The following is a 22156-nucleotide window of genomic DNA, read 5'->3' as shown; positions in this document are numbered from 1 at the left end:
GATCCTCCCCAAGCTCCGACACAGGGATGAACTCGCGCGCCGCCCCGGCGCGGCATCATCCGAAAGACACCCCCCGTGAAAACCGCCGTTGGCGCTGGCATCCTGCTCTCCAGTCTCGCTTATCTCCTCTTTGCCGTGCATGACGCGATGATCAAGCTGCTGGTGGAGAGCACCACGGTCTGGCAGATCCTTTTCTGCCGCAGCATCGCCATCCTTCTCGGATGCTACATCCTCGGCGGAAGGTCGCTTGCGCGCGACACGATCACCTCGCCTGCGCTGCGCCCCATGATGCTGCGCAGCCTGTTCCTGCTCGCGGCCTGGCTCTGTTTCTTCAACGCCGCCAGGCATCTGCCGCTTGCGGACCTCACGACCCTCTACTTCGCCGCACCGATCGCCGCGATCCTCCTGGCAATCCCGATTCTCGGCGAAAAGGTGCCGCTCAGCAGCTGGATCGCCGTCATCACAGGCTTCATCGGCGTGGTCATCGCCAGCAACCCGACGGGGCTTGCGACCGGCTGGCCCATCTATCTGGCGCTTGTCGCGGCCGTCTGCTGGGCGATCGCGACAACGCTGCTCAGAACCACCAGCCAGAGCGCGAGCAGCATGGTCCAGATGGCCATGACCAATGTCTTCTTCCTGGTGCTGACCACACCCATGGCCCTGATGACTTGGACCATGCCCAGCGGGGCGACGCAGATCCTGCTGCTCGCTGTCGGCTTCATCGGCGGCATCGGCCAGCTGAGCTTTTTCGAGGCGTTGCGGCGCGCGCCGATCTCGGTCATTGCGCCGCTCGAATACACCGCCCTGATCTGGGCCTTCGCGCTGGGTTACATCATCTGGCAGGATGTGCCGAGCGCCAATGTCTGGGCGGGCGCCGTGCTGATTGCCGGCGCCGGCCTCATCATCCTGTTCGCCCAGCGGCGCCGGATGCCGGCTCAGGATCTCGAGAGATAACGCTCGGCGAGTTCCACCCAGAAGGTGGTGCCGACAGGCAGGATATCGTCGTTGAAGTCGTAGCGCGGATGATGCAGCGGCGGATCATCGGGTGTGCGCTGTGTGCCTAGGAAGAAATAGGTGCCCGGTCGCTTCGCCAGCATATAGGCGAAGTCCTCGCTGCCCATCATCGGCCGCGGCAGATCATAGACCTTGTCCTGACCGGCAAAGCTTACCGCGAGATCGCGGACGAAGTCGGTCTCGTCCTTGTGGTTGATCGTCGGATCGTAGCCGCGTTGATAGTCGATGGTCACGCCCATCCCGTAGCTCGCCGCCTGGCCTTCGGCAACGGCACGGATGCGCCGCTCCAGCTGGTCGCGAACGTCAGGATCGAAGGAGCGGATCGAGAGAACCATCTCCGCCCGCTCCGGAATGACATTGCTCGCAGCCCCGGCATGGAAACCGCCGACCGTGATCACCGTTGGATCGAGCGGATGGATGTTGCGCGAGACGATCGTCTGCAGCGCCATGACGATCGATGCACCACAAACGATCGGATCGGCCGTCGATTGCGGCTCCGCCCCATGCCCGCCGCGGCCATTGACCGTGATCTTGCATTCGTCGACGGCGGCCATGATCGGACCTTCGCGCAGGGCAAAGTGACCGAAGGGGATGTCCGGATCATTATGCAGGGCAAACACGGCATCGCAGGGAAAGCGATCGAAGAGCCCGTCCTCGATCATGATCCGCGCCCCGCCGAAATTCTCCTCGGCTGGCTGGAAGATGAGATGGATGACGCCGTCGAAATTGCGCCGCTCGGCAAGAATCTTGGCCGCACCGAGCAACATCGCCGTGTGCCCGTCATGCCCGCAGGCATGCATCACGCCCGGGATCTCGCTGGCATAGGGAAGCCCGGTTTCCTCCAGGATCGGCAGCGCATCGAAATCGGCGCGGATGCCGATGCTGCGCTCGCTGCTGCCATTGCGCAGGGTCGCGACCACGCCGGTTTTCGCAAGCCCGCGTGTCACCTCGTAACCCAGCGCCGTCAGTTGCTCGGCCACGTAGTCCGAAGTCTTGAATTCCGACAGACCAATCTCCGGAAAACGGTGCAGATGGTGGCGCGTTGCCAGCACTTCGGCCATCACGTTGGGAGCATGGATCGTCATGGGAATGACCTTTCGGTATCAACATCAACTTCAACAAGGCGCGGACTGTTGCACTTGCCGCTGCGTTGTTCAACCGTGTAAAATGACACTCGACGGCAGGTCGCCGCCCTCTTGAGCCAGGCTGGAGTTGCCGCATGACACGACGCACGTTCCAGCGTGCCGGGGAAGCCGAACGTCGCAAGGATCTGATTGCGGCAACACTGGACAGTATCTCCGACTATGGCCTGGAAGGCGCGACCGTGCGCGACATCGCCGCGCGGGCAGGCGTGACAGGCGGCCTGATCCGACACTATTTCGCCGGCAAGGACGAGATGGTGCAGGCAGCTTACCGCGAAATGCTGGCAGGCATGACCGGGACCGCAGTCGACGCCATGGCCGAGGCGGGAGACGATCCCCGACAACGCCTGCATGACTTCATCGTCGCCAATGTCAGCCCGCCCATCGCCGACCCCAAGGCGCTTTCCCTCTGGGCCGCCTTCATCGGCCGCGTCCGCTCCGATGAGGAACTGGCTCGAATTCACCGCGAGAATTATCTGGTCTTCATCGGCATCCTCGAAAACCTCGTTCAGGCGGTTCTGACCCAGCATCACCACAAGCCTGTCTTTAACGAGGTTCGCCACCTCGCCGTTGCGATCAACGGTCTGATCGACGGACTGTGGCTCGAAAACTCGTTGGCCAGCGACCTGTTCGATGAAGGCCCTCTATCGGACATCGCACTCGATGCCGTGGAGGCCATGCTTGGCGGTCTGTCGCTGCGCAATCGCCGATAGACCGGGCAAACAATTCAGGTTTCGCTAACTCCATCCGAACAATGATCGCGCCGCATGCAGGCTACTGCATGATCCTTTGCTGTACGTGCCGCAAACCTCTTGGCCAGACGCTTGAAATAAGGCATAAAAATGCCAATTCACCTGCCAGGACGTGAAAGCCAGCAACAGAGTTCAACCGCAGCCCGGACGCGCGTCGTATTACGGCCTTTTTCTGCCTCGATTGTTGGTGACCAGCCCGATTGTGTGCAATGAGGCGCAACCGCGACGACCGGAAGGTCGAAGCAGATGGCTTTCTACATAACCACCGAACCGAGAACCTATCCTTCATGACGCTGCATGTCCCATCGCGCGACCTCGAAACCAAGCAGATCGATCACAACGATTCTATACGATCTGCCTATTTCACGATCGACGAGTTGCGCGAAAGCGCCGCCTCGCTCGCGCTCAACGGTGCGGATGAACTGCCCGGCCTGATCGATTTTGACTTCTTTGCCCGCCACAAGGAAAACGAGCGGGAAATCCTGCGCGTCTACCGCGCCACGGCCGCGGATGTCGAAGCGGGCGCGACCATCACGCCGGCGGCGGAGTGGCTGCTGGACAACCACTACATCATCGAAGAAGCGATCCAGGAAGTCCGCCGCGACTTCCCGAAGAAGTTCTACCGCCAGCTGCCGACGATGAAGGTGGGAAGCCGCGAAATCCCCCGCACCATGGCGCTGGCCTGGCTCTATGTCGCCCACACCCATTCCACCGTCAGCCAGGAAAGCATGACGGCTCTCGTCGAGGGCTACCAGCAGCACCAGACGCTCGAGATCGGTGAACTCTGGGCGCTGCCCTCGATCGTCCGCTTCGTGCTGGTGGAAAATCTCCGCCGCATCGCCACCCGCGTCGACCGCTCGCGACGCATGCGCCGCCGCGCCAATGAGGTGGCCGACGAGATCATCCGCCTGAACGATCCGGTCGCTGCCGCCACCTATCTCAGCCAGATTGAACAGCTGGCCGACGACAATACCTTCGCGACGCAGTTCCTCTATCGCCTGCGCAATGGCTCGCAGAACACGAGCTTCGCCGTCGAATGGCTGGAAAGCCGACTGGAAGCGGCCGGCCGCACCGCCCAGGAAGCGATGGACGCCGAGCACAATCGTCTCTCCTCCGGCAATGTGACGATGGGCAACATCGTCCGCGGCCTGCGCGAGATCGACGACAAGGAATGGTCGGTCTGGGTCGAGGACGTCAGCCATGTCGACCGCGTCTTGGGCCAGCATACCGACTATCGCGAACTCGATTTCGGTTCGCGCAACGCCTATCGCAACACGATCGAAAAACTGGCGCGCCGCAGCGACCACAGTGAAATCGAGATCGCCCAGACGGCGATCGATCTGGCGACGGAAACGGCGGGTCCTGACGGCCCGCTCGACGTAGGGAGCTACCTCGTCGGCAACCGCCGGACCGAACTTGAAAACGCGATCGGTTACAGCCAGCCACTCTCGCGCGTCGTCACCGATTTCATCAAGAAGCTGAACTGGTTCTCGATCGCCGTTCCCGTCGTGGCGCTGACGATCACGGCACTCGCCGTCATCGGCCATTTCCTCAACCAGATGGCGCTGCCGCCCTCGCTGATCCTGGTTCTTCTGATCCTGGTGTCCCTGCCCGTGTCGGAAGGCGCGACCGGCCTCTTCAACACGCTGGTGACCTTCTTCGTCAAACCGTTCCGCCTCACGGGTTACGAGTTCAAGGACGGCATTCCCGAAGATGCGCGCACCCTCGTCGTCGTACCCTGCATGATCACCAAGCGGGATGATGTCGACGAGCTCGTGCGCAACCTCGAGGTTCATTACCTCACCAACCCGCATGGCGAGATCTATTTCGCGCTTCTGAGCGACTGGAAGGACAGCCAGAGCGAGGAATCCGCAGCCGATCTCGAAGTGCTGGATTACGCAAAACGTGAGGTCGCGCAGCTCAACAGCCGCTATGACTTCGCCGGCAAGACCCGCTTCTATCTCCTCCATCGCCGCCGCCAGTATAACGAGGCGGAAGGCTGCTGGATGGGCTGGGAGCGCAAGCGCGGCAAGCTGCACGAGTTGAACCTGCTGCTGCGCGGCGACCGCGATACATCCTATCTGCCGGGTGCCAACATGGTGCCCGAAAACGTGCGCTACGTGATGACGCTCGATGCCGACACGCGCCTGATGCGCGACGCCGTCACCAAGCTCGTCGGCAAGATGCACCACCCGATCAACCGGCCCGTACACGACGAGAAGACGGGCCGCGTGATCAGCGGCTACGGCGTCCTGCAGCCGCGTGTGACCCCGTCGCTGACGACAGGCAAGGATGCCTCGGTCTTCCAGCGCATCTTCTCGATGAACCGTGGTCTCGACCCTTATGTCTTCACCGTTTCCGACGTCTATCAGGACATCACCGGTGAAGGCACCTTCACCGGCAAGGGTCTCTATGATGTCGACGCCTTCGAGACCGCCATCAAGGGCCGGATCGACGAAAACAGCGTCCTCAGCCACGATCTGCTGGAAGGCTCTTTTGCCCGCTGCGCACTGGTGACCGATGTCGAGCTCGTCGAAGATTTCCCGACCCGCTACGAAGTCGAAATCTCGCGCCAGCATCGCTGGGCCCGCGGCGACTGGCAGCTCATCCCCTATATCGGCGACACCAGCCGCGGCATCACCAGCCTCGGCCGCTGGAAGATGGTCGACAATCTGCGTCGCTCGCTCAACCCGATTGCCTGGTATGCCGCCTCCGTTCTCGGCTGGGCGACCATGGATCCGGTCGGCGCCACCATCTGGCAGCTGCTGCTGATCTTCAGCCTCTTCGTCGCCCCGACACTCTCGCTCTTGTCGGGCATCGTGCCGCGCCAGACCGATATCGTGCCGGCGGCCCATTTCCAGACCCTGTGGTCGGAAGTCCGGTCGATCAACGCCCAGGTCGCCCTGCGGATCGTTTTCATCGCCGACAATGCCTGCATGATGGCCGATGCCATCGTCCGCTCGCTCTACCGCATGCTGGTGAGCCGCAAGCTCCTGCTCGAATGGCGGACCGCGGCCAGCGTCCAGTCCGCAGCACAGGGCACGATCGCCTCCTATTACGGCAACATGCGGCATGCGCCGATCCTCGCCATCCTCTCGGTGGGCATCGCAGCGCTTCCCGGTGGCTACGGTTACCTGATCGGCCTTCCCTTCGCCTTCCTCTGGGTGCTGTCGCCGCTGCTCGCCTGGTATGTCAGCCAGTCGGCCGAGACCGAAGACAGTCTCGAAGTGCCGGAGAATGTCTCCTACGAGCTGCGGAAGATCGCGCGGCGCACCTGGCGCTATTACGAGACCTTCACGACCGCCGGCGACAACTACCTGCCGCCGGACAATTTCCAGGAAACGCCCGAGCCGATCATCGCGCACAGGACATCGCCGACCAATATCGGCGTCTACCTGCTCTCCGTCGTCTCGGCACGCCACTTCGGCTGGCTGAGCTTCGAGCAGACCCTCGAGCGCATGGAACAGACGATCTCCACCGTGGAGCGGATGGAGAAGTACCGGGGCCACCTCTACAACTGGTACTACACCGACACTCTCAAGACGCTGGGCCCGAAATACATCTCCGCCGTCGACAGCGGCAATTTCGCCGGCCACCTGATTGCGATCTCCTCGGCCTGCCGCGAATGGGCCGAGGCGCCCTCTGCCCATCTCCAGGGCAATCTCGACGGCATCGGCGATGTCGGCGGCATCCTGCTCGAGATCCTCGAACAGCTGCCCGATGATCGCAAGACGGTCCGTCCGCTGCGCCGCCGCCTGGAAGAGCGCATCATCGGCTTCAATACGGCGCTCGCCGCGGTCAAGCGCGAGCACGAATTCGCCTCGATCCGCATCATCAACCTCGCGGTGCTTGCCCGCGACGTCCAGAAGCTTGCCGCCAACCTGCATCACGAAGTCCGCTCAGAGCAGAGCGCGGAAGTCGTGCGCTGGACGGAATCCCTCGTCGCTGTCTGCGAGGCCCATATAGCTGACACCGCCTTTGACCTGTCGAACATCGATCCGCTGCGCCAGCGCCTGAGCCAGCTCTCCGAGCGCGCCCGCAATCTGGCCTTCTCGATGGACTTCACCTTCCTGTTCCGTCCGGAGCGCCGCCTGCTCTCGATCGGCTACCGCGTCGATGCCCGCGAGCTGGATGAAGCCTGCTACGACCTGCTCGCCTCGGAATGCCGCCTGACCAGTCTGTTTGCGATCGCCAAGGGCGACCTGCCGACGGAACACTGGTACCGCCTCGGCCGTCAGGTCGTGCCGATCGGGGCCCGCGCCGCGCTGATCTCCTGGTCCGGTTCGATGTTCGAATATCTGATGCCGCCGCTCGTCATGCAGGAGCGCCAGGGCGGCATTCTGAACCAGACGAACAATCTGATCGTCATCGAGCAGATGAACCACGGCCGTCGCCTGAACATTCCGTGGGGCATATCGGAAGCGGCCTTCAACGCCCGCGACCACGAGATGAACTACCAGTACACCAACTTCGGTGTACCGACGCTGGGACTGAAGCGCGGGCTCGGCCAGAACGCCGTCATCGCGCCCTATGCCTCGATCCTCGCCAGCCAGTACTACCCGGAAGCCGCACTCGAGAACCTGAAGCGGCTGCGCAAGCTTGGAGCGCTCGGCGCCTACGGCTTCCATGACGCGGTCGACTTCACCCCGACGCGCCTGCCGGACGGCAAGAAATGCGCCGTCGTCTACAACTACTATGCCCACCACCATGGCATGTCGATTGCGGCCATTGCCAACGTCGCCTTCAACGGCCGCCTGCGCGCGCTCTTCCACGCCGATCCCGTGATCGAAGCGGCAGAACTGCTGCTGCAGGAAAAGACGCCGCGCGAAATTCCGGTCATGAGCGCGAAGTACGAGCCGCAGACCCCGGGCAAGGGCCAGGCAGACCTGCTGCGCGCCGAGATCCGCACGATCGAAGACCCGGCGACGAAGGACCGGGAAGTCGTCTTCCTGTCCAACGGCCACTATTCCGTCATGCTGACGGCGACCGGCTCCGGCTTCTCCCGCTGGAACGGCCAGTCCGTCACCCGCTGGAAGCCGGATACGACCGAAGATCGCTGGGGTACCTTCCTCTTCCTCCGCGACACCGCGACCAACGAATGGTGGTCGGCGACATCAGCGCCCCGCCGTGCGGAAGACGAAAAGACCAAGGTCATCTTCGGCGACGACAAGGCGGAGTTCTTCAAGACCGTCGGGGACATCTCGACCTCGGTCGAATGCATCGTCGGTACCGAACATGATGCCGAAGGTCGCAGGCTGACGATCCTGAACGCCGGCACCGAAGACCGCTACATCGAAGTCACCTCCTACACCGAGCCGGTGCTCGCCTTCGAAGACAGCGACAATGCGCATACGCTCTTCTCGCGCATGTTCGTGAAGACCGAATTCGGCCGCCGTCGCGATGTCATCCGCGCCGAGCGCAACAAGCGCAGCCCGTCGGATCCCGATATCTGCGTCGCCCATCTCGTGGTCGACAGCGCCGGCCAGGGCCGCCCGACGGAGTTCGAAACCGATCGGCGCAAGTTCCTCGGCCGCGGCCGGACGCTTGGCGAAGCCGCAGCCTTCGATCCTGGCGCAAACCTCTCCGGCACGGAAGGCTTCACGCTCGATCCAATCCTCAGCCTGCGCCGCGTCGTCCGTGTGCCGGCCGGCAAGAAGGTCCAGGTCATCTTCTGGACCATGGCAGCCCCGAACCGGGAAGAGATCGATCAGGCCATTGAGCGTTACCGCCATCCCGATGCCTTCAGCCACGAGCTGATCCATGCCTGGACCCGCGCCCAGGTCGAGCTTCGCCATATCGGCATCACCTCGCAGCAGGCAGCGGCCTTCCAGCATCTCGGCCGCTACCTCACCTATCCGGACAACCATCTGCGCGCCGACCCGGAAACGGTCCGCAAGGGTCTGAAGTCGCAGTCGGCACTCTGGCCGATGGCGATTTCGGGTGACTTCCCGATCTTTGCGCTGCGCATCAACGACGACATGGACATGGACATCGCCCGCGAAGCGATGAGCGCGCTGGAATATCTCCGCCGCCGTGGCGTGGTCGCCGATCTCGCGATCATCAACGAACGCGCGACCTCCTATGCCCAGGACATGCAGCACGCGCTCGACCAGATGGCGGACAATCTGCGCCACCGCCTGCCCGGTGGCCGCCAGCATGTCTTCACGGTCCGGGACGACCTGCAGGACGAGGGCGCAACGCTTGCCGTTCTCGCGGCAGCCCGCGTCGTCCTCCACACCCGCAACGGCAAGATCGTCGACCAGGTGAACCGTGCCGTCTCGCTCTTTGCCACGCCGCGCACGATTGACGGCGAAGTGGAATGGGCGGGCCTGCCGCCGGCGCTACCCGCACCGGCCAAGCCGGCTCAGAAGGCTGATGGTACAGACCTCGACTTCTGGAACGGCTTTGGCGGCTTCTCCAGAGACGGGAAGGAATATGTCGTCCGTCTCGATGGCACGACCAGCACGCCGCATCCGTGGATCAACGTCATCGCCAACGAAAGCTTCGGCTTCCACGGTTCGGCAGAGGGCGCCGGCTTCAGCTGGAGCCAGAACTCCCGCGACTACCAGGTCACACCCTGGACGAACGACCCCGTCATCAACCGCCCGGGTGAAGCCTTCTACGTGGCCGATCTCGTCAGCGGTCGCGCCTATGCGACGGTGAGTGCGCTGAACCTCGACCCGACCGCGAGTTTCGAGACCCGTCATGGTCTCGGCTACTCGACCTTTGTCAGCCGCCACGGCGACCTCGAGATCGAGCTCACGCAGACGGTGGACCGCGAACGTCCGGTGAAGCTCAGCAGGATCCGCCTGAAAAACGTCAGCGGCGAAGCGCGCAAGTTCCGCATCTACGGTTATGCGGAATGGGTGCTGGGCAACAACCCGGCGCGCACCGCGCCCTTTGTCCTCTCGACCTTCGACGAGGCAACCGGCGCCCTGCTCGCCTCCAACCCCTACGACATCAACTACCCGGGCCGCTTCGCCTTCCTCGCAGGCCCGGAACAGCCAGATGGTTACACGACGAGCCGCCGTGAATTCATCGGCCGCAACGGCACGATCAAGCTGCCGCAGGCCGTGGCGCGTGCATCCGGCCTCAGCGGATCGATCGAGAGCGAAAGCGACCCCTGCGCCGCAATCGCCTTCGATGTCGAGCTGGCGCCCGGCCAGTCGCGCGACATGACCTTCCTGCTCGGCGAAACCGAGACGGCCGAAGCGGCGCTCGATCTGGTGAAGACGGTCCGTGGCTCCGGCTTTTCGACCATCCTGAAGACGACCACCGACTTCTGGACGGGCTTCACCGGCAAGCTTTCGGTCGAGACTGGCGACAAGGGCTTCGACAATCTCGTCAATCGCTGGCTGCCTTACCAGGCGCTCGCCTGCCGCATCTTCGCGCGCGCCGGCTTCTATCAGGCAAGCGGTGCCTATGGCTTCCGCGACCAACTGCAGGATACGCTGGCTTTCCTGACGGTCGAGCCGCAGCTCGCTCGCAGGCAGATCCTCAATGCAGCCGCACGCCAGTTCGCGGAAGGCGACGTCCAGCATTGGTGGCTGCCGCAGACGGGAGCAGGTGTCCGCACCATGATCTCCGACGACGTCGTCTGGCTCGCTTATGCGATCGATCAATATGTCTCGGCGACAGGTGACGAAACCATCCTCACCGAACAGGTCCCCTTCCTCAATGGTCCGGAATTGCAACAGGGTCAGCATGACAGCTTCTTCCTGCCCGGCACCTCGGCCGAAACGGCGGATCTCTACGAGCATGCCGCCCGCGCGCTGGATCTCGCCATTGCCCGCACCGGCGAACACGGTCTGCCCCTGATCCTCGGCGGCGACTGGAACGACGGCATGAACCGCGTCGGCATCGAAGGCAAGGGCGAGAGCGTCTGGTTGGGCTGGCTGTTGGCGGCCACGCTCGAACGCTTCAAGGCCCAGGCCGACAAGCGCGGCGACCGTGACCGCAGCAGCCGCTGGAGCGACCATGTCGCAAAGCTGAAGACGTCTCTGGAGACGGCAGGCTGGGACGGCGACCACTATCGTCGCGGCTATTTCGACAATGGCGCACCGCTCGGATCGTCGGAATCTGTTCAGTGCCAGATCGACTCGATCGCCCAGTCCTGGAGCGTGCTCTCCGGCATGGGGGATCCCGAGCATACCGCCAAGGCGCTCGAGTCCGCGGTCTCCAAACTTGTCGATACGGAGAACGGCATTGTCCGTCTCTTCACCCCGGCCTTCGAGAAGCCGCAGGTCGATCCGGGTTACATCGGCGCCTATCCGCCGGGCGTGCGCGAGAACGGCGGGCAGTATACCCATGCTGCCATCTGGCTGGGGCTGTCGCTGGTCAAGGCCGGTCGCCTGGCCGATGCTTGGCGCGTCTTTGAAATGCTGAACCCGATCAACCACGCGAGCACTCCCGACGAAGCAGAGCGCTACCGCGTCGAGCCCTATGTGGTCGCGGCCGACATCTACGGCGGCAACGGCTATGCCGGCCGCGGTGGCTGGACCTGGTACACGGGTTCTGCCGGCTGGCTCTATCGTTTCGCGGTCGAAGGCTTCCTCGGCATCCGCCGCAAGGGTGGCGAGATCCTCGTCGACCCGGCGCTGCCGGATCATTGGACAGGCTTCAAGGCGACCGTCGAGATCGACGGACGTAAGATCGATGTCGCAGTCGCACGCAAGGCCGAGGGTTATGACATCACGGTTGATGGCAAGGCGCAGGTGATATCGGAAGATCTGCCCCCGGCGCCGCCACCGGCAAAGAAGCCGGCCCGCAAGCCGCGGATCAAGGCCGCCGAATAGGCAAACGAAAGAGGCCCCGCCAGCGATGGCGGGGCCTCTTCTCTTTAAAGTGTCCGTGGAGCGATCAGGCCGAGTAGACGATCAGCAGATCCTTGGCATCGATCTGGTCGCCGACGCGCACCAGAACTTCGGAGATCGTCCCGTCACGGTCGGCATGCAGCGCCGTTTCCATCTTCATCGCTTCGATCGAGAGCAGCACGTCGCCGGACTTGACCGTCTGGCCGGCAGCGACAGTCACTTGCGAAACGACGCCCGGCATCGGCGCGCCCAGCTGGGCGGCATTGCCGGTCTCGGCCTTGCGGCGGATGGCGCTACCGGACGCGCCGTGGGCCCGATCCGGTACCTTGATGCGGCGCGGCTGGCCGTTGAGCTCGAAGAACACGGTGACCATGCCCTTCTCGTCGGTATGGCCGATGGCCTGGTTGACGATCACAAGCGTCTTGCCCCGCTCCAGGTCGACAAACAGTTCTTCACCGGCCGGCAGGCCATAGAAATACTGCGGCGTCGGGATCACCGAAACAGGACCATAGGTATCGGCGGCCAGCGCGTAATCGGTGAAGACCTTCGGATACATCAGATAGGACGCGAATTCGAAATCCGTGACGTCGCGGCCGAGTTTCTCCTCAATCGTCTTGCGTTCGGCATCGAGGTCGGCAGCCGGCAGCAGCGAACCCGGTACGGCGGTGTAGGGCTTCTCGCCCTTCAATGCCTTCTTCTGCAGCGCTTCCGGCCAACCGCCCGGGGGCTGGCCCAGATCGCCCTTCAGCATCGAGACGACGGAGTCCGGGAAGGCAATGTCCTTGGCCGGGTTCTCGACGTCAGCCACCGAGAGATCCTGGCTCACCATCATCAGTGCCATGTCGCCGACGACCTTGGAGGACGGCGTCACCTTGACGATGTCGCCGAACATCTGGTTGGCATCGGCATAGGCCTGCGCCACTTCGTGCCAGCGGGTTTCGAGGCCCAGCGAACGGGCCTGTTCCTTGAGGTTGGTGAACTGACCGCCCGGCATTTCGTGCAGATAGACTTCCGAGGCCGGCCCCTTGAGGTCGCTTTCGAAGGCCGCATACTGATTGCGCACAGCCTCCCAATAGAAGGAGATGCGACGGATCCAGTGCGGGTCGAGACCCGGATCGCGCTCCGAACCACGCAGGGCCTCGACAATCGAGCCGAGGCAGGGCTGGGACGTATTGCCCGAGAAGGCATCCATGGCCGCATCCACCGCATCGACACCGGCTTCGACAGCCGCAAGCACCGTCGCGGCCGCAATGCCGGAGGTATCATGGGTGTGGAAGTGGATCGGCAGGCTTGTAGCTTCGCGCAGCGCTTTGAACAGCACCTTGGCCGCAGCCGGCTTCAAGAGACCCGCCATGTCCTTCACGGCGATGATATGCGCGCCGGACTTCTCCAGTTCGGCCGCAAGTGCCGTGTAGTACTTCAGGTCATACTTCGGGCGCGCCGAATTCAGGAGATCGCCGGTGTAGCAGATCACCGCCTCGCAGAGCTTGTTCTCCTCGATGACGGCATCCATTGACACCCGCATGTTGTCGACCCAGTTCAGGCAGTCGAAGACACGGAACAGGTCGATCCCGCCCTTGGCCGCCTGACGGACGAAATACTTCACGACATTGTCGGGATAGTTCTTGTAACCAACGCCGTTCGCGCCGCGCAGCAGCATCTGCAACAGCAAGTTCGGCGCACCTTCTCGCACCAGAGCCAGACGCTCCCACGGATCTTCCGTCAGAAAGCGCATGGAGACGTCGAAGGTCGCCCCACCCCAGCATTCGAGCGAGAAGAGGTTCGGCAAGGCCCGCGCATAGGTGTCGGCGATCTTCGCGATATCGTGGGTACGAACGCGGGTCGCCAGCAGCGATTGGTGACCGTCGCGCATGGTCGTGTCGGTCATCAGGATACGCTTCTCGTTGCGCATCCATGCGCCGAACTTCTTCGGCCCAAGCTCGTCGAGCAGCTGCTTGGTGCCCGGCTTGATCTCCGCATCGATGAAGGGAACGACCGGCTCTGCGGCATCCGCCGGCGGCTTCGGGCGGCCCTTCACTTCCGGATGCCCGTTGACGGTGACATCGGCGAGATAGGTGAGGAGCTTGGTCGCACGGTCCTGGCGCTTCACCTGCTGGAAGAGCTCCGGCGTCGTGTCGATGAAGCGGGTCGTATAGGAATTGTCGCGGAAGCTCGGGTGACCGATGATTGCTTCGAGGAAGGTCAGGTTCGTCGCCACGCCGCGGATACGGAATTCGCGCAGCGCACGGTCCATGCGGCTGATCGCTTCCTGCGGCGTGCTGCCGGATGCCGTGACCTTCACGAGCAGCGGGTCATAGTAGCGTGTGATGATCGCACCCGAATAGGCGGTGCCACCGTCGAGACGGATGCCGAAGCCGGCCGCCGAACGATAGGCGGTGATGCGTCCATAATCCGGAATGAAGTTCTGTTCCGGGTCCTCCGTCGTGATGCGGCACTGCAGGGCATGACCGTTGAGGCGGATATCCGCCTGCTTCGGGACACCCGATTCCGGCGTGCCGATCGCGTGGCCGTCGAGGATGTGGATCTGCGCCTTGACGATATCGATGCCGGTCACGACTTCCGTGACCGTGTGCTCCACCTGGATACGCGGGTTGACCTCGATGAAGTAGAATTTGCCGGTATCGGCATCCATCAGATACTCGACGGTGCCGGCGCCGATATAGTTCGTCGCCTTGGCGATCTTCAGCGAGTAATCGGCGAGTTCCTGCCTCTGCGCTTCGTTGAGATACGGCGCCGGTGCGCGCTCGACGACCTTCTGGTTACGGCGCTGGATCGAGCAGTCACGCTCGAAGAGATGCACGACATTGCCATGCGTGTCGCCGAGGATTTGGCTTTCCACGTGGCGCGCGCGCTCGACGAGCTTTTCGAGATATACCTCGTCCTTGCCGAAGGCAGCCTTTGCCTCGCGCTTGGCTTCCGTGACTTCCCGGATCAGGTCCTTCGGATCGCGGATCGCGCGCATGCCACGGCCACCGCCGCCCCAGGAAGCCTTGAGCATGACGGGATAGCCGATTTCGGCGGCCAAGCGATGAATTTCCGCTTCGTCATCCGGCAGCGGATCGGTCGCCGGCACGACCGGCACGCCGACGCTGATGGCAAGGTTGCGGGCGGCGACCTTGTTGCCGAGCTGCCGCATCGTGTCGCTTTTAGGACCGATGAAGATCAGACCTGCATCGTTGCAGGCGTCCACGAATTCAGGACTTTCCGACAGAAGCCCGTAACCCGGATGGATGGCATCCGCGCCGGACAGCTTGGCGACGCGAATGATTTCATCGATCGAAAGGTAGCTTTCGATTGGCCCCAGATCCCGTGTCAGGTGCGGACCACGACCAACCTGGTAACTTTCGTCCGCCTTGAAGCGGTGCAGCGCGAGTTTGTCTTCCTCGGCCCAGATGGCGACCGTTTTCAGACCGAGCTCGTTGGCGGCGCGAAAGACGCGGATCGCGATTTCCGAACGGTTGGCGACAAGGATCTTGGATATTGGCAATTCGATCTCCCCAAAACGATATGCCAGGGCATTGTGCACCTGCGAAGAAAAGTCATAGCGTGTTGTTTTAGGAAGTTCAATTTGCCTTGGCGGACGCGGAGAAGATTCCGCCCCGCCTCAGGTTACCAGCCCGAGACGGAACGACATGGCAACGACATGTTGCCGGTTCTTCGCATTCAGTTTGTCCTGAATACCATTCATGTACCAGTCAACGGTGTGGTTGGAGATCTTCAGGATCTTGCTGATCTCGTTGGAAGTCAGCCCGTCGGCCAGGTAATTCAACACTTCCATCTCGCGCCGCGTCATGCGCGTGTCGATCGGCTTGACGGCTTCGCCGGCATCCGCATCCTTGAACTCGACGAGACGCCAATAGGCCTTCTTGGCCACCGCATCGAAGAGCGCGATTTCGGTTGGCGAAAGATCGACCGGGCGCCCGCCCACCGTCATGTTGCCGAGCAAGCCGGTCCGCCCATGGACCGGGAAGATATAGCCGTCGAGCAGACCGAACCGCATGCTGTCACCCAGCATCCGCTCCATGCGCTTGCGGTGCGGATCGGCACGAAAGGCATGAAGCGCATCACGCCAGCGGAAGCCTGCCTGCGCCTGACCAAGATAGCGGATCGTCGGATCGATCAGCACGTATTTCTTGGCAATATAGAGCTGCGGCCACCCTTCGGGCCACTCACCGGTCAAGACAAGCTCCATCGGATTCTCATCCGGCTTGGGCTGCCGGACCACGCCATAATACTCAAAACCATAGGAACGGATGAGTTTTTCCAGCTCTTTGACGACCTCCGCCGCCGAGCGGCACTCATCGACAATGACCAAAAAATGCAGCAATTGATTGATGTTCACAAAAGTCTCTCCAAAATGCGCGGCTAAAATACCATTAAAAAGCCACGAGCAGCGGTTTTTTCAACCACCCGGAGCAATATGAACATTTATCGTCAAATTGCGTTATGGGAAGCTTAAAGCAGGACGGTCGAGTCTGGCATGCCGGAACCTCTCTTCAGGTGGAGGATGCACTCCCATCTTGCGGAGCAATGGCTGTGGTATTAGGCATCCAGCGACCGACAGACCACCAGCAGATTATCCTGCCCCGGCTGGCACGGTGAACGAACGAAGGTAACGCGACTTGTCTCTGCTCCAGGTCTATTTCAAGGCTCTGACCTACCTTGCCCGCTACAGGCTGAAGGTGTCCCTGGTCGTCATCGCCAACGTCGTTCTCGCCGTCATCACGATTCTCGAGCCGATCCTCTTTGGCCGCATCATCGACGCCATTTCGGAAAAGCGCGACGCAACCACAATCCTGATCGCCTGGGGCTGTTTCGGCGTCTTCAACACGGTCGCCTATGTTCTCGTCGCGAGGCAGGCGGACAGGCTTGCCCATGGTCGACGCGCCGATCTGCTCACCGATTCCTTCGCCAAGATCATCTCCATGCCGCTTAGCTGGCACCATCAGCGCGGCACGTCGAATGCGCTGCACACGTTGCTGCGCGCCGGTGAAACGCTCTTCGGTCTCTGGCTCGAATTCATGCGCACCCATCTGGCAACGGCCGTGGCGCTCGCATTGCTGATCCCGACCGCCTTCTCGATGGATGTGCGCCTGACCTCCGTCCTGATCGTCCTGGCCGTGCTCTATGTCATCATCGGCAAGACGGTGATGAACCGCACCAAGGAAGGCCAGGCCTCCGTCGAGAGCCACTATCACACGGTCTTTTCCCATGTGAGCGACTCGATCAGCAACGTTTCCGTCCTGCACAGCTACAACCGTATCGAGCTCGAAACTCGTGCCCTCAAGGAATACACGACCAAGCTGCTGTCGGCACAGTATCCGGTTCTTGACTGGTGGGCTCTCGCAGGCGCGCTGAACCGCATTGCGTCGACCCTGTCGATGCTGGTGATCCTTGTCATCGGCACGCTGCTCGTCCAGCGCGGTGAACTCAAGGTCGGCGACATCATCGCCTTCACCGGCTTTGCCGGCCTGCTGATCGCCCGCCTCGATCAGATGATCACCTTCGTCAACCAGATCTTCGAGGCGCGCTCGAAGCTCGAGGACTTCTACAAGCTGGAAGACGCCGTCCAGGAGCGGGAAGAGCGCGCAGGCGCCGCCGATCTGAAGCCGGTCAAGGGTGATGTCGAATTCCGCGATGTCTGCTTCGACTTTGCCTCGACGACCCAGGGCGTGCGCGACATCTCCTTCCATGTGCGCGCAGGCCAGACGGTTGCGATCGTCGGCCCGACGGGCGCCGGCAAGACGACCCTCATCAACCTGCTGCAACGGGTCTACGATCCGCAATCCGGCCAGATCCTGATCGATGGGCAGGACATCGCCAAGGTGACGCGCAAATCGCTGCGCCACGCCATCGCGACCGTCTTCCAGGATGCCGGTCTTCTGAACCGCTCGATCAAGGACAATATCCGCCTTGGTCGCGAGGAAGCGACGGAAGAGGAAATCATCCAGGCTGCCGAAGCCGCCGCCGCAACCGACTTCATCGAAAGCCGGATGATCGGCTACGACACCCATGTCGGCGAACGCGGCAACCGCCTCTCCGGAGGCGAGCGCCAGCGCATCGCGATTGCCCGCGCCATCCTGAAGAACGCGCCGATCCTCGTTCTCGACGAGGCGACCAGCGCGCTCGATGTGGAGACCGAAGCCCGGGTAAAGCAGGCGATCGACCGGCTGCGCCAGAACCGCACGACCTTCATCATCGCGCACCGCCTCTCCACCATCCGTGAGGCCGATCTCGTTGTGTTCCTCGATCACGGCCGGATCATCGAGATGGGCAATTACGACCAGCTGAGCGCGCTCGGCGGCCGCTTCAGCTCGCTGCTGCGCACCAGCGGCCTCCTTAAGGAAGAGCCGAGCCCGGCGATTTAACCCCCGGGTCGCTCAGAGCGCGTTGAGAGTGTCGAGCACCTGGGCCGCATGCTTGCGGATGGCGTCCTGCTTGAAGGGGTCCATGCGCCGCCAGGTCGCATATATGTTTGAAAGACGGGGATTGCGGGCAAGCTTTTCGGTGTTGCGATCGAGAAAATCCCAATAGAGCGCATTGAACGGACAGGCGCGAGGCCCCGTCGTGAGCTTGGGATCATAGCGGCAGCCACCGCAGAAATTGCTCATCCGGTCGATGTATTTTCCGCTCGCCGCATAGGGCTTGCTCGCCATGAGCCCGCCATCGCCATAAAGTGCCATGCCGAGCGTGTTCGGCAGCTCCACCCATTCATAGGCGTCGGAATACACCGCCAGATACCACTCGCAGACCTCTGCCGGATCGATCCCGGCCAACATGGCGAAATTGCCGGTCACCATCAGACGCTGGATGTGATGCGAATAGGCATGCTCGATCGTGTCACTGATTGCGCCCTTCATGCAAACCATGTCGGTCTTGGCCGTCCAGTACATCTGCGGCAGCGGGCGTGCGGCCGAAAGATGATTGCGTTGCGCATAACCCGGCATCTCGGTCCAGTAGATGCCGCGCACATATTCGCGCCACCCGAGGATCTGGCGGATGAAACCCTCGACCGCATTGAGCGGCGCAAGCCCCTCGAACCATGCGGCTTCGGCACCACGGATGACATCGATCGGCAAGAGCAACCCGGCATTGACGTAGGAGGAGATAAGCGAGTGATAGAGATACGGCTCCCCCTTCACCATCGCGTCCTGGTAGTCGCCGAAATTGGGCAGGATCTCGTCGATGAACTGCTGCAACTCCATCTCCGCCTGATGCGAAGTCACGGCATAGTGGAAGCTGTCGAGTGAGCCCATATTGTCGGCAAACCGTTCCTCAACGAGTGCCAGTACGGATTTTGTGATTGCATCCTTGGCATGGCTGATCCGCCTTGGCCCCTTGAGGCCGTTGGCAGGCGGCTTGCGGTTCTCGGCGTCGAAATTCCACTTGCCCCCGACAGGCTCCTCGCCCTCCAGCAGAACCCGATGCCGTCTGCGCATGTCACGGTAGAAATACTCCATCCGCAGCTGCTTGCGGCCCTTGCGCCACTGCCGAAACTCCTCGATCGAACAGAGGAAGCGATCATCTTCGCGGATCTCGACGGGTACGCCGAGATGTGTCTCCCAGCCCCGCATCTCCTCCGCCAGACGCCATTCTCCGCATTCGGTCGCGACAATGGTGAAGGCTCCGCTCTCGGCCATCGCCCGGGCAAGTTCACCCCTCAGGCTCTGCGTATTCTCAGGGTCATCCAGCGTGACGTAACGCACCTGAAAGCCCTTCTCCCGCAACTCGTCGGCAAAGTGCCGCATGGCGGAGAAGAGGAAGGCGATCTTCTTCTTGTGGTGCTTCACATAGGTCGCTTCGCTCATGACTTCCGCCATCAGCACGAGCGAGTCCTGCGGATCGGCATCGGCAAGCGCAGACAGCGAATGGCTGAGCTGGTCACCGAGCACGAGATGGATGCGCGATGCTTTCACCATTCGATCGGCTGACCGTCATAGGCGAAGAAACCGCCCGTCTGCGCCGGCTCCAGACGGTCCAGCACCGAGAGCATCATGGCCACGCTTTCCGCCGGCTGGATCCGGTCATGGCCCTTGGAGAACCCGCCTGAAAAGCCGGTATCGACCGTGCCGGGATGCATCGCGACGACCACGCTCTTCGGCCGGAGGCGAGCGATCTCGATTGCCGAGGTCCGGGTGATCTGGTTGAGTGCTGCCTTGGCCGAGCGATAGGAAATCCAGCCACCGAGCTTGTTGTCACCGATCGAGCCGACGCGTGCCGAGAGCGTCGCAAACACGCTCTTGCCGTCGTTGGAGAGAAGCGGTGCGAAATGCTTCAGCGCCAAGGCCGGGCCGATTGCGTTGAGCGCGAATTGCGCCGCCATGACGTCGCCCTGGATCGCCTTGATGGTCTTTTCTGGGCCATTGCCATTGATGACGAGCGCGCCCGTCGCACAGAGGATGAGATCGAATTTCAGGTCCGCATCGGACAGCTGTGCGGCCGCAGAACCGACAGCGGCATCATCCGTGATGTCGAACCCGTCACGGCTTCGCGACAACTCCGTCACGCTGCCGCAGGCGGGATCCGCCTTGATGGCTGCGGCAAAGGCACCGCCGATACCACCGCTGGCTCCCAGCACGAGGGCACGGTAGCCGGGGTTGAGGGACGTCATTCCGGAAAAGGCGGACATCTTGATCTCCTGCAGGTCTCTGTCTTCCAATACGGACGACAGCATGACCGGATCAGGCGCAGATTGTCTCAGAGGCGTTCGATGGCTCCGTCGAAGGCCGGCATCGAGCCGGAATCGACGTCCATCAGTCGGCAGACGAGCCCGGCAATTTCTGTCTGCGCAAGAGGCTGATCTCGCTCCAGCCGGAAGCCGACCGTGTAGAACGGCACCTCGGTCTCCTGAGGCGTCGGTCCGGCATGATTGCCGTCGTCACCCATGCCATGATCCGAGGTGACGATGACGGTGTAGCCGGCCTCGACCCAGCCTGGCAGGTGGCGGGCGAGCAGATCGCCCTGTGTCCGGGCCGCGTTGCGGTAACCGACACTGTCGCCACCATGCTTGTGGCCAGCATCATCGACATTCATCGGGTGGAGCAGCAGAAAATCGGGCGCCTTGGAGCGGACAAGCCATTCGGCATCGGCAAACAGATGACTGTCGGGATAGGCGTCATCCCAGTAGAAGAGACCATGCGTGATGTCCCCGCTTCCATCGACGAGAATGCGGTCGCGATGGCGGTCAAACGGGCAGGAGACATAAAGCTCCGACACCCAGTGATAGGCGGCCGCAGCCGTCACGCCGCCATGCGCACGCACCCGGGCCAAGAGATTGTCCCCCACCGACCGCCGCACCACGCCATTGCTGACCACACCGTGATCCACGGGCTTTCGGCCGGTCAGCAAGGTTTCGTAGAGCGGCCGCGACATGGCCGGCAGTTCGCAGGTGAGCTTGCGCACTTCGGCGCGGCCGGCTGCGACGAGCCCTTCCATATAGCCGAGACAGGCACGGGCCGCGTCGTAACGCAGCCCGTCGAGAATGATCAGGATCACTTTGTTCATGGCGCGCACCATGCCACGCGATCCATGAAAGGCAAGCGACAGCGCCTCAGATGATCGGCTTGCCGCCGGTCACCGCGATCGTCGCTCCGGAAACGTAGCTTGAGAGCGGATCGGCCAGCATCACATAAGCCGTCTGCAACTCCGCCGGCTGGCCCGGGCGCTGCATAGGCACCTGCTTGCCGAAGTTCTTCACCTTGTCCTCCGGCATGGTCGACGGAATGAGCGGCGTCCAGATCGGACCGGGAGCCACGGCATTGGCCCGGATCTTTTTCTCCGCCAGCATCTGCGCAAGCCCGGCGGTGAAGTTCTGGATTGCGCCCTTGGTGGTCGCATAGGCGAGAAGATTGGGGCTCGGGCTATCCGAATTGATCGAGGCCGTGTTGATGATCGACCCGCCATTCTTCATGTGCGGCACAGCAGCCTTGGTCAGATAGAACATCGCATGGATGTTGACGCGGAATGTGAGTTCCCACTCTTCATCCGGGATCTCGGTGATATCTTCGAACGATGCCTGGTGGGCGGCATTGTTGACCAGGATGTCGACGCCACCGAATTCGCGGACCGCCGTCTCCACGATCTCGCGGCAATGATCGGCATTTTGGATGTCACCCCGAACCAGCACCGCCTTGCGGCCGGCTTTTTCCACCCACTGGGCGGTATCCTTCGCGTCCTCGTCTTCTTCGATATATGAAATCAGGACATCGGCACCTTCCCGCGCATAGGCAATCGCCACAGCACGGCCGATCCCGCTGTCGCCTCCGGTGATGATCGCCTTCAGGCCCTCGAGCTTTCCGGAGCCCTTGTAGCTGTCTTCGCCGTGATCAGGCCTCGGATTCATGTCGGCAGTCCGGCCCGGCATGGGGACCTTTTCCTGCGAGAACGGCGGTGTCGGATAGTCGGCCATGTGTTC

At 62.3% G+C, this 22156-nt stretch carries 11 protein-coding genes; 4 read left to right on the top strand and 7 right to left on the bottom strand.

The window, feature by feature from the left end:
• Positions 1–75: 75 nt before the first annotated feature.
• Positions 76–954, top strand: a complete 879-nt coding sequence (locus FAA86_RS07290) for a DMT family transporter (protein WP_136539392.1) — start codon at positions 76–78, stop codon at positions 952–954.
• Here FAA86_RS07290 and FAA86_RS07285 read toward each other — a convergent pair.
• Positions 936–2099 (bottom strand): M20 aminoacylase family protein, encoded by a 1164-nt coding sequence (locus tag FAA86_RS07285; protein ID WP_183954619.1) that lies wholly within the window; start codon positions 2097–2099, stop codon positions 936–938. The genes FAA86_RS07290 and FAA86_RS07285 overlap by 19 nt on opposite strands.
• Before the next feature lie 134 nt (positions 2100–2233).
• On the opposite strand from FAA86_RS07285, the gene FAA86_RS07280 reads away from it, so the two are divergent.
• Both FAA86_RS07280 and FAA86_RS07275 read left to right on the top strand, forming a co-directional pair.
• The gene (locus tag FAA86_RS07280; RefSeq protein ID WP_136539390.1) at positions 2234–2869 is read left to right on the top strand and encodes a TetR family transcriptional regulator C-terminal domain-containing protein; all 636 of its coding nucleotides are present in this window, start codon (positions 2234–2236) and stop codon (positions 2867–2869) included.
• 326 nt (positions 2870–3195) lie between these two features.
• The gene (locus FAA86_RS07275) at positions 3196–11703 is read left to right on the top strand and encodes a glycoside hydrolase family 94 protein (RefSeq protein ID WP_136539387.1); all 8508 of its coding nucleotides are present in this window, start codon (positions 3196–3198) and stop codon (positions 11701–11703) included.
• A gap of 64 nt (positions 11704–11767) precedes the next feature.
• Here FAA86_RS07275 and pyc read toward each other — a convergent pair whose 3' ends face one another.
• Together pyc and FAA86_RS07265 are read right to left on the bottom strand one after the other, a co-directional pair.
• Positions 11768–15229, bottom strand: coding sequence for a pyruvate carboxylase (pyc, locus tag FAA86_RS07270; RefSeq protein WP_136539384.1), 3462 nt, complete (start codon positions 15227–15229; stop codon positions 11768–11770).
• Positions 15230–15346: 117 nt separating this feature from the next.
• Entirely contained in the window at positions 15347–16084 is a 738-nt protein-coding gene (locus FAA86_RS07265) for a LuxR family transcriptional regulator (RefSeq protein WP_136539382.1), read from the bottom strand.
• Between the two features lie 280 nt (positions 16085–16364).
• On the opposite strand from FAA86_RS07265, the gene FAA86_RS07260 reads away from it, so the two are divergent.
• On the top strand, positions 16365–18110 hold the full coding sequence (locus FAA86_RS07260; RefSeq protein ID WP_136539379.1) for a glucan ABC transporter ATP-binding protein/ permease: 1746 nt from the start codon (positions 16365–16367) through the stop codon (positions 18108–18110).
• Positions 18111–18122: 12 nt separating this feature from the next.
• On the opposite strand, the gene FAA86_RS07255 is transcribed toward FAA86_RS07260, so the two are convergent.
• From FAA86_RS07255 to FAA86_RS07240, 4 genes are all read right to left on the bottom strand, one after another.
• Positions 18123–19661: a cryptochrome/photolyase family protein gene (locus FAA86_RS07255; protein ID WP_136539377.1), complete on the bottom strand. Its 1539-nt coding sequence runs from the start codon at positions 19659–19661 to the stop codon at positions 18123–18125.
• Complete coding sequence (locus FAA86_RS07250; protein ID WP_136539375.1) at positions 19655–20371, bottom strand: SDR family oxidoreductase; 717 nt, start codon at positions 20369–20371, stop codon at positions 19655–19657. Before FAA86_RS07250 ends, FAA86_RS07255 begins: the two co-directional genes overlap by 7 nt.
• A gap of 68 nt (positions 20372–20439) precedes the next feature.
• Positions 20440–21246 (bottom strand): alkaline phosphatase family protein, encoded by an 807-nt coding sequence (locus FAA86_RS07245; protein ID WP_136539374.1) that lies wholly within the window; start codon positions 21244–21246, stop codon positions 20440–20442.
• A 46-nt stretch (positions 21247–21292) separates the two neighbouring features.
• Positions 21293–22150, bottom strand: a complete 858-nt coding sequence (locus FAA86_RS07240; protein WP_136539372.1) for an SDR family oxidoreductase — start codon at positions 22148–22150, stop codon at positions 21293–21295.
• Between the last annotated feature and the right edge of the window lie 6 nt (positions 22151–22156).

It is taken from the genome of Rhizobium rosettiformans W3, from assembly GCF_004912135.1.
Classification (GTDB): Bacteria; Pseudomonadota; Alphaproteobacteria; order Rhizobiales; family Rhizobiaceae; genus Allorhizobium; species Allorhizobium rosettiformans.
Note: the sequence above shows the minus strand (reverse complement) of the source record. Positions and strands in the feature narration are given on the sequence as shown.

Excerpts from the sequence above, each read along its gene's own strand:
- FAA86_RS07250 (WP_136539375.1), bottom strand. The coding sequence starts at position 20,371 with ATGTCCGCCTTTTCCGGAATGACGTCCCTCAACCCCGGCTACCGTGCC.
- FAA86_RS07255 (WP_136539377.1), bottom strand. The coding sequence starts at position 19,661 with ATGGTGAAAGCATCGCGCATCCATCTCGTGCTCGGTGACCAGCTCAGC.
- FAA86_RS07275 (WP_136539387.1), top strand. The coding sequence starts at position 3,196 with ATGACGCTGCATGTCCCATCGCGCGACCTCGAAACCAAGCAGATCGAT.
- FAA86_RS07280 (WP_136539390.1), top strand. The coding sequence starts at position 2,234 with ATGACACGACGCACGTTCCAGCGTGCCGGGGAAGCCGAACGTCGCAAG.
- FAA86_RS07240 (WP_136539372.1), bottom strand. The coding sequence starts at position 22,150 with ATGGCCGACTATCCGACACCGCCGTTCTCGCAGGAAAAGGTCCCCATG.
- FAA86_RS07245 (WP_136539374.1), bottom strand. The coding sequence starts at position 21,246 with ATGAACAAAGTGATCCTGATCATTCTCGACGGGCTGCGTTACGACGCG.
- FAA86_RS07285 (WP_183954619.1), bottom strand. The coding sequence starts at position 2,099 with ATGACGATCCATGCTCCCAACGTGATGGCCGAAGTGCTGGCAACGCGC.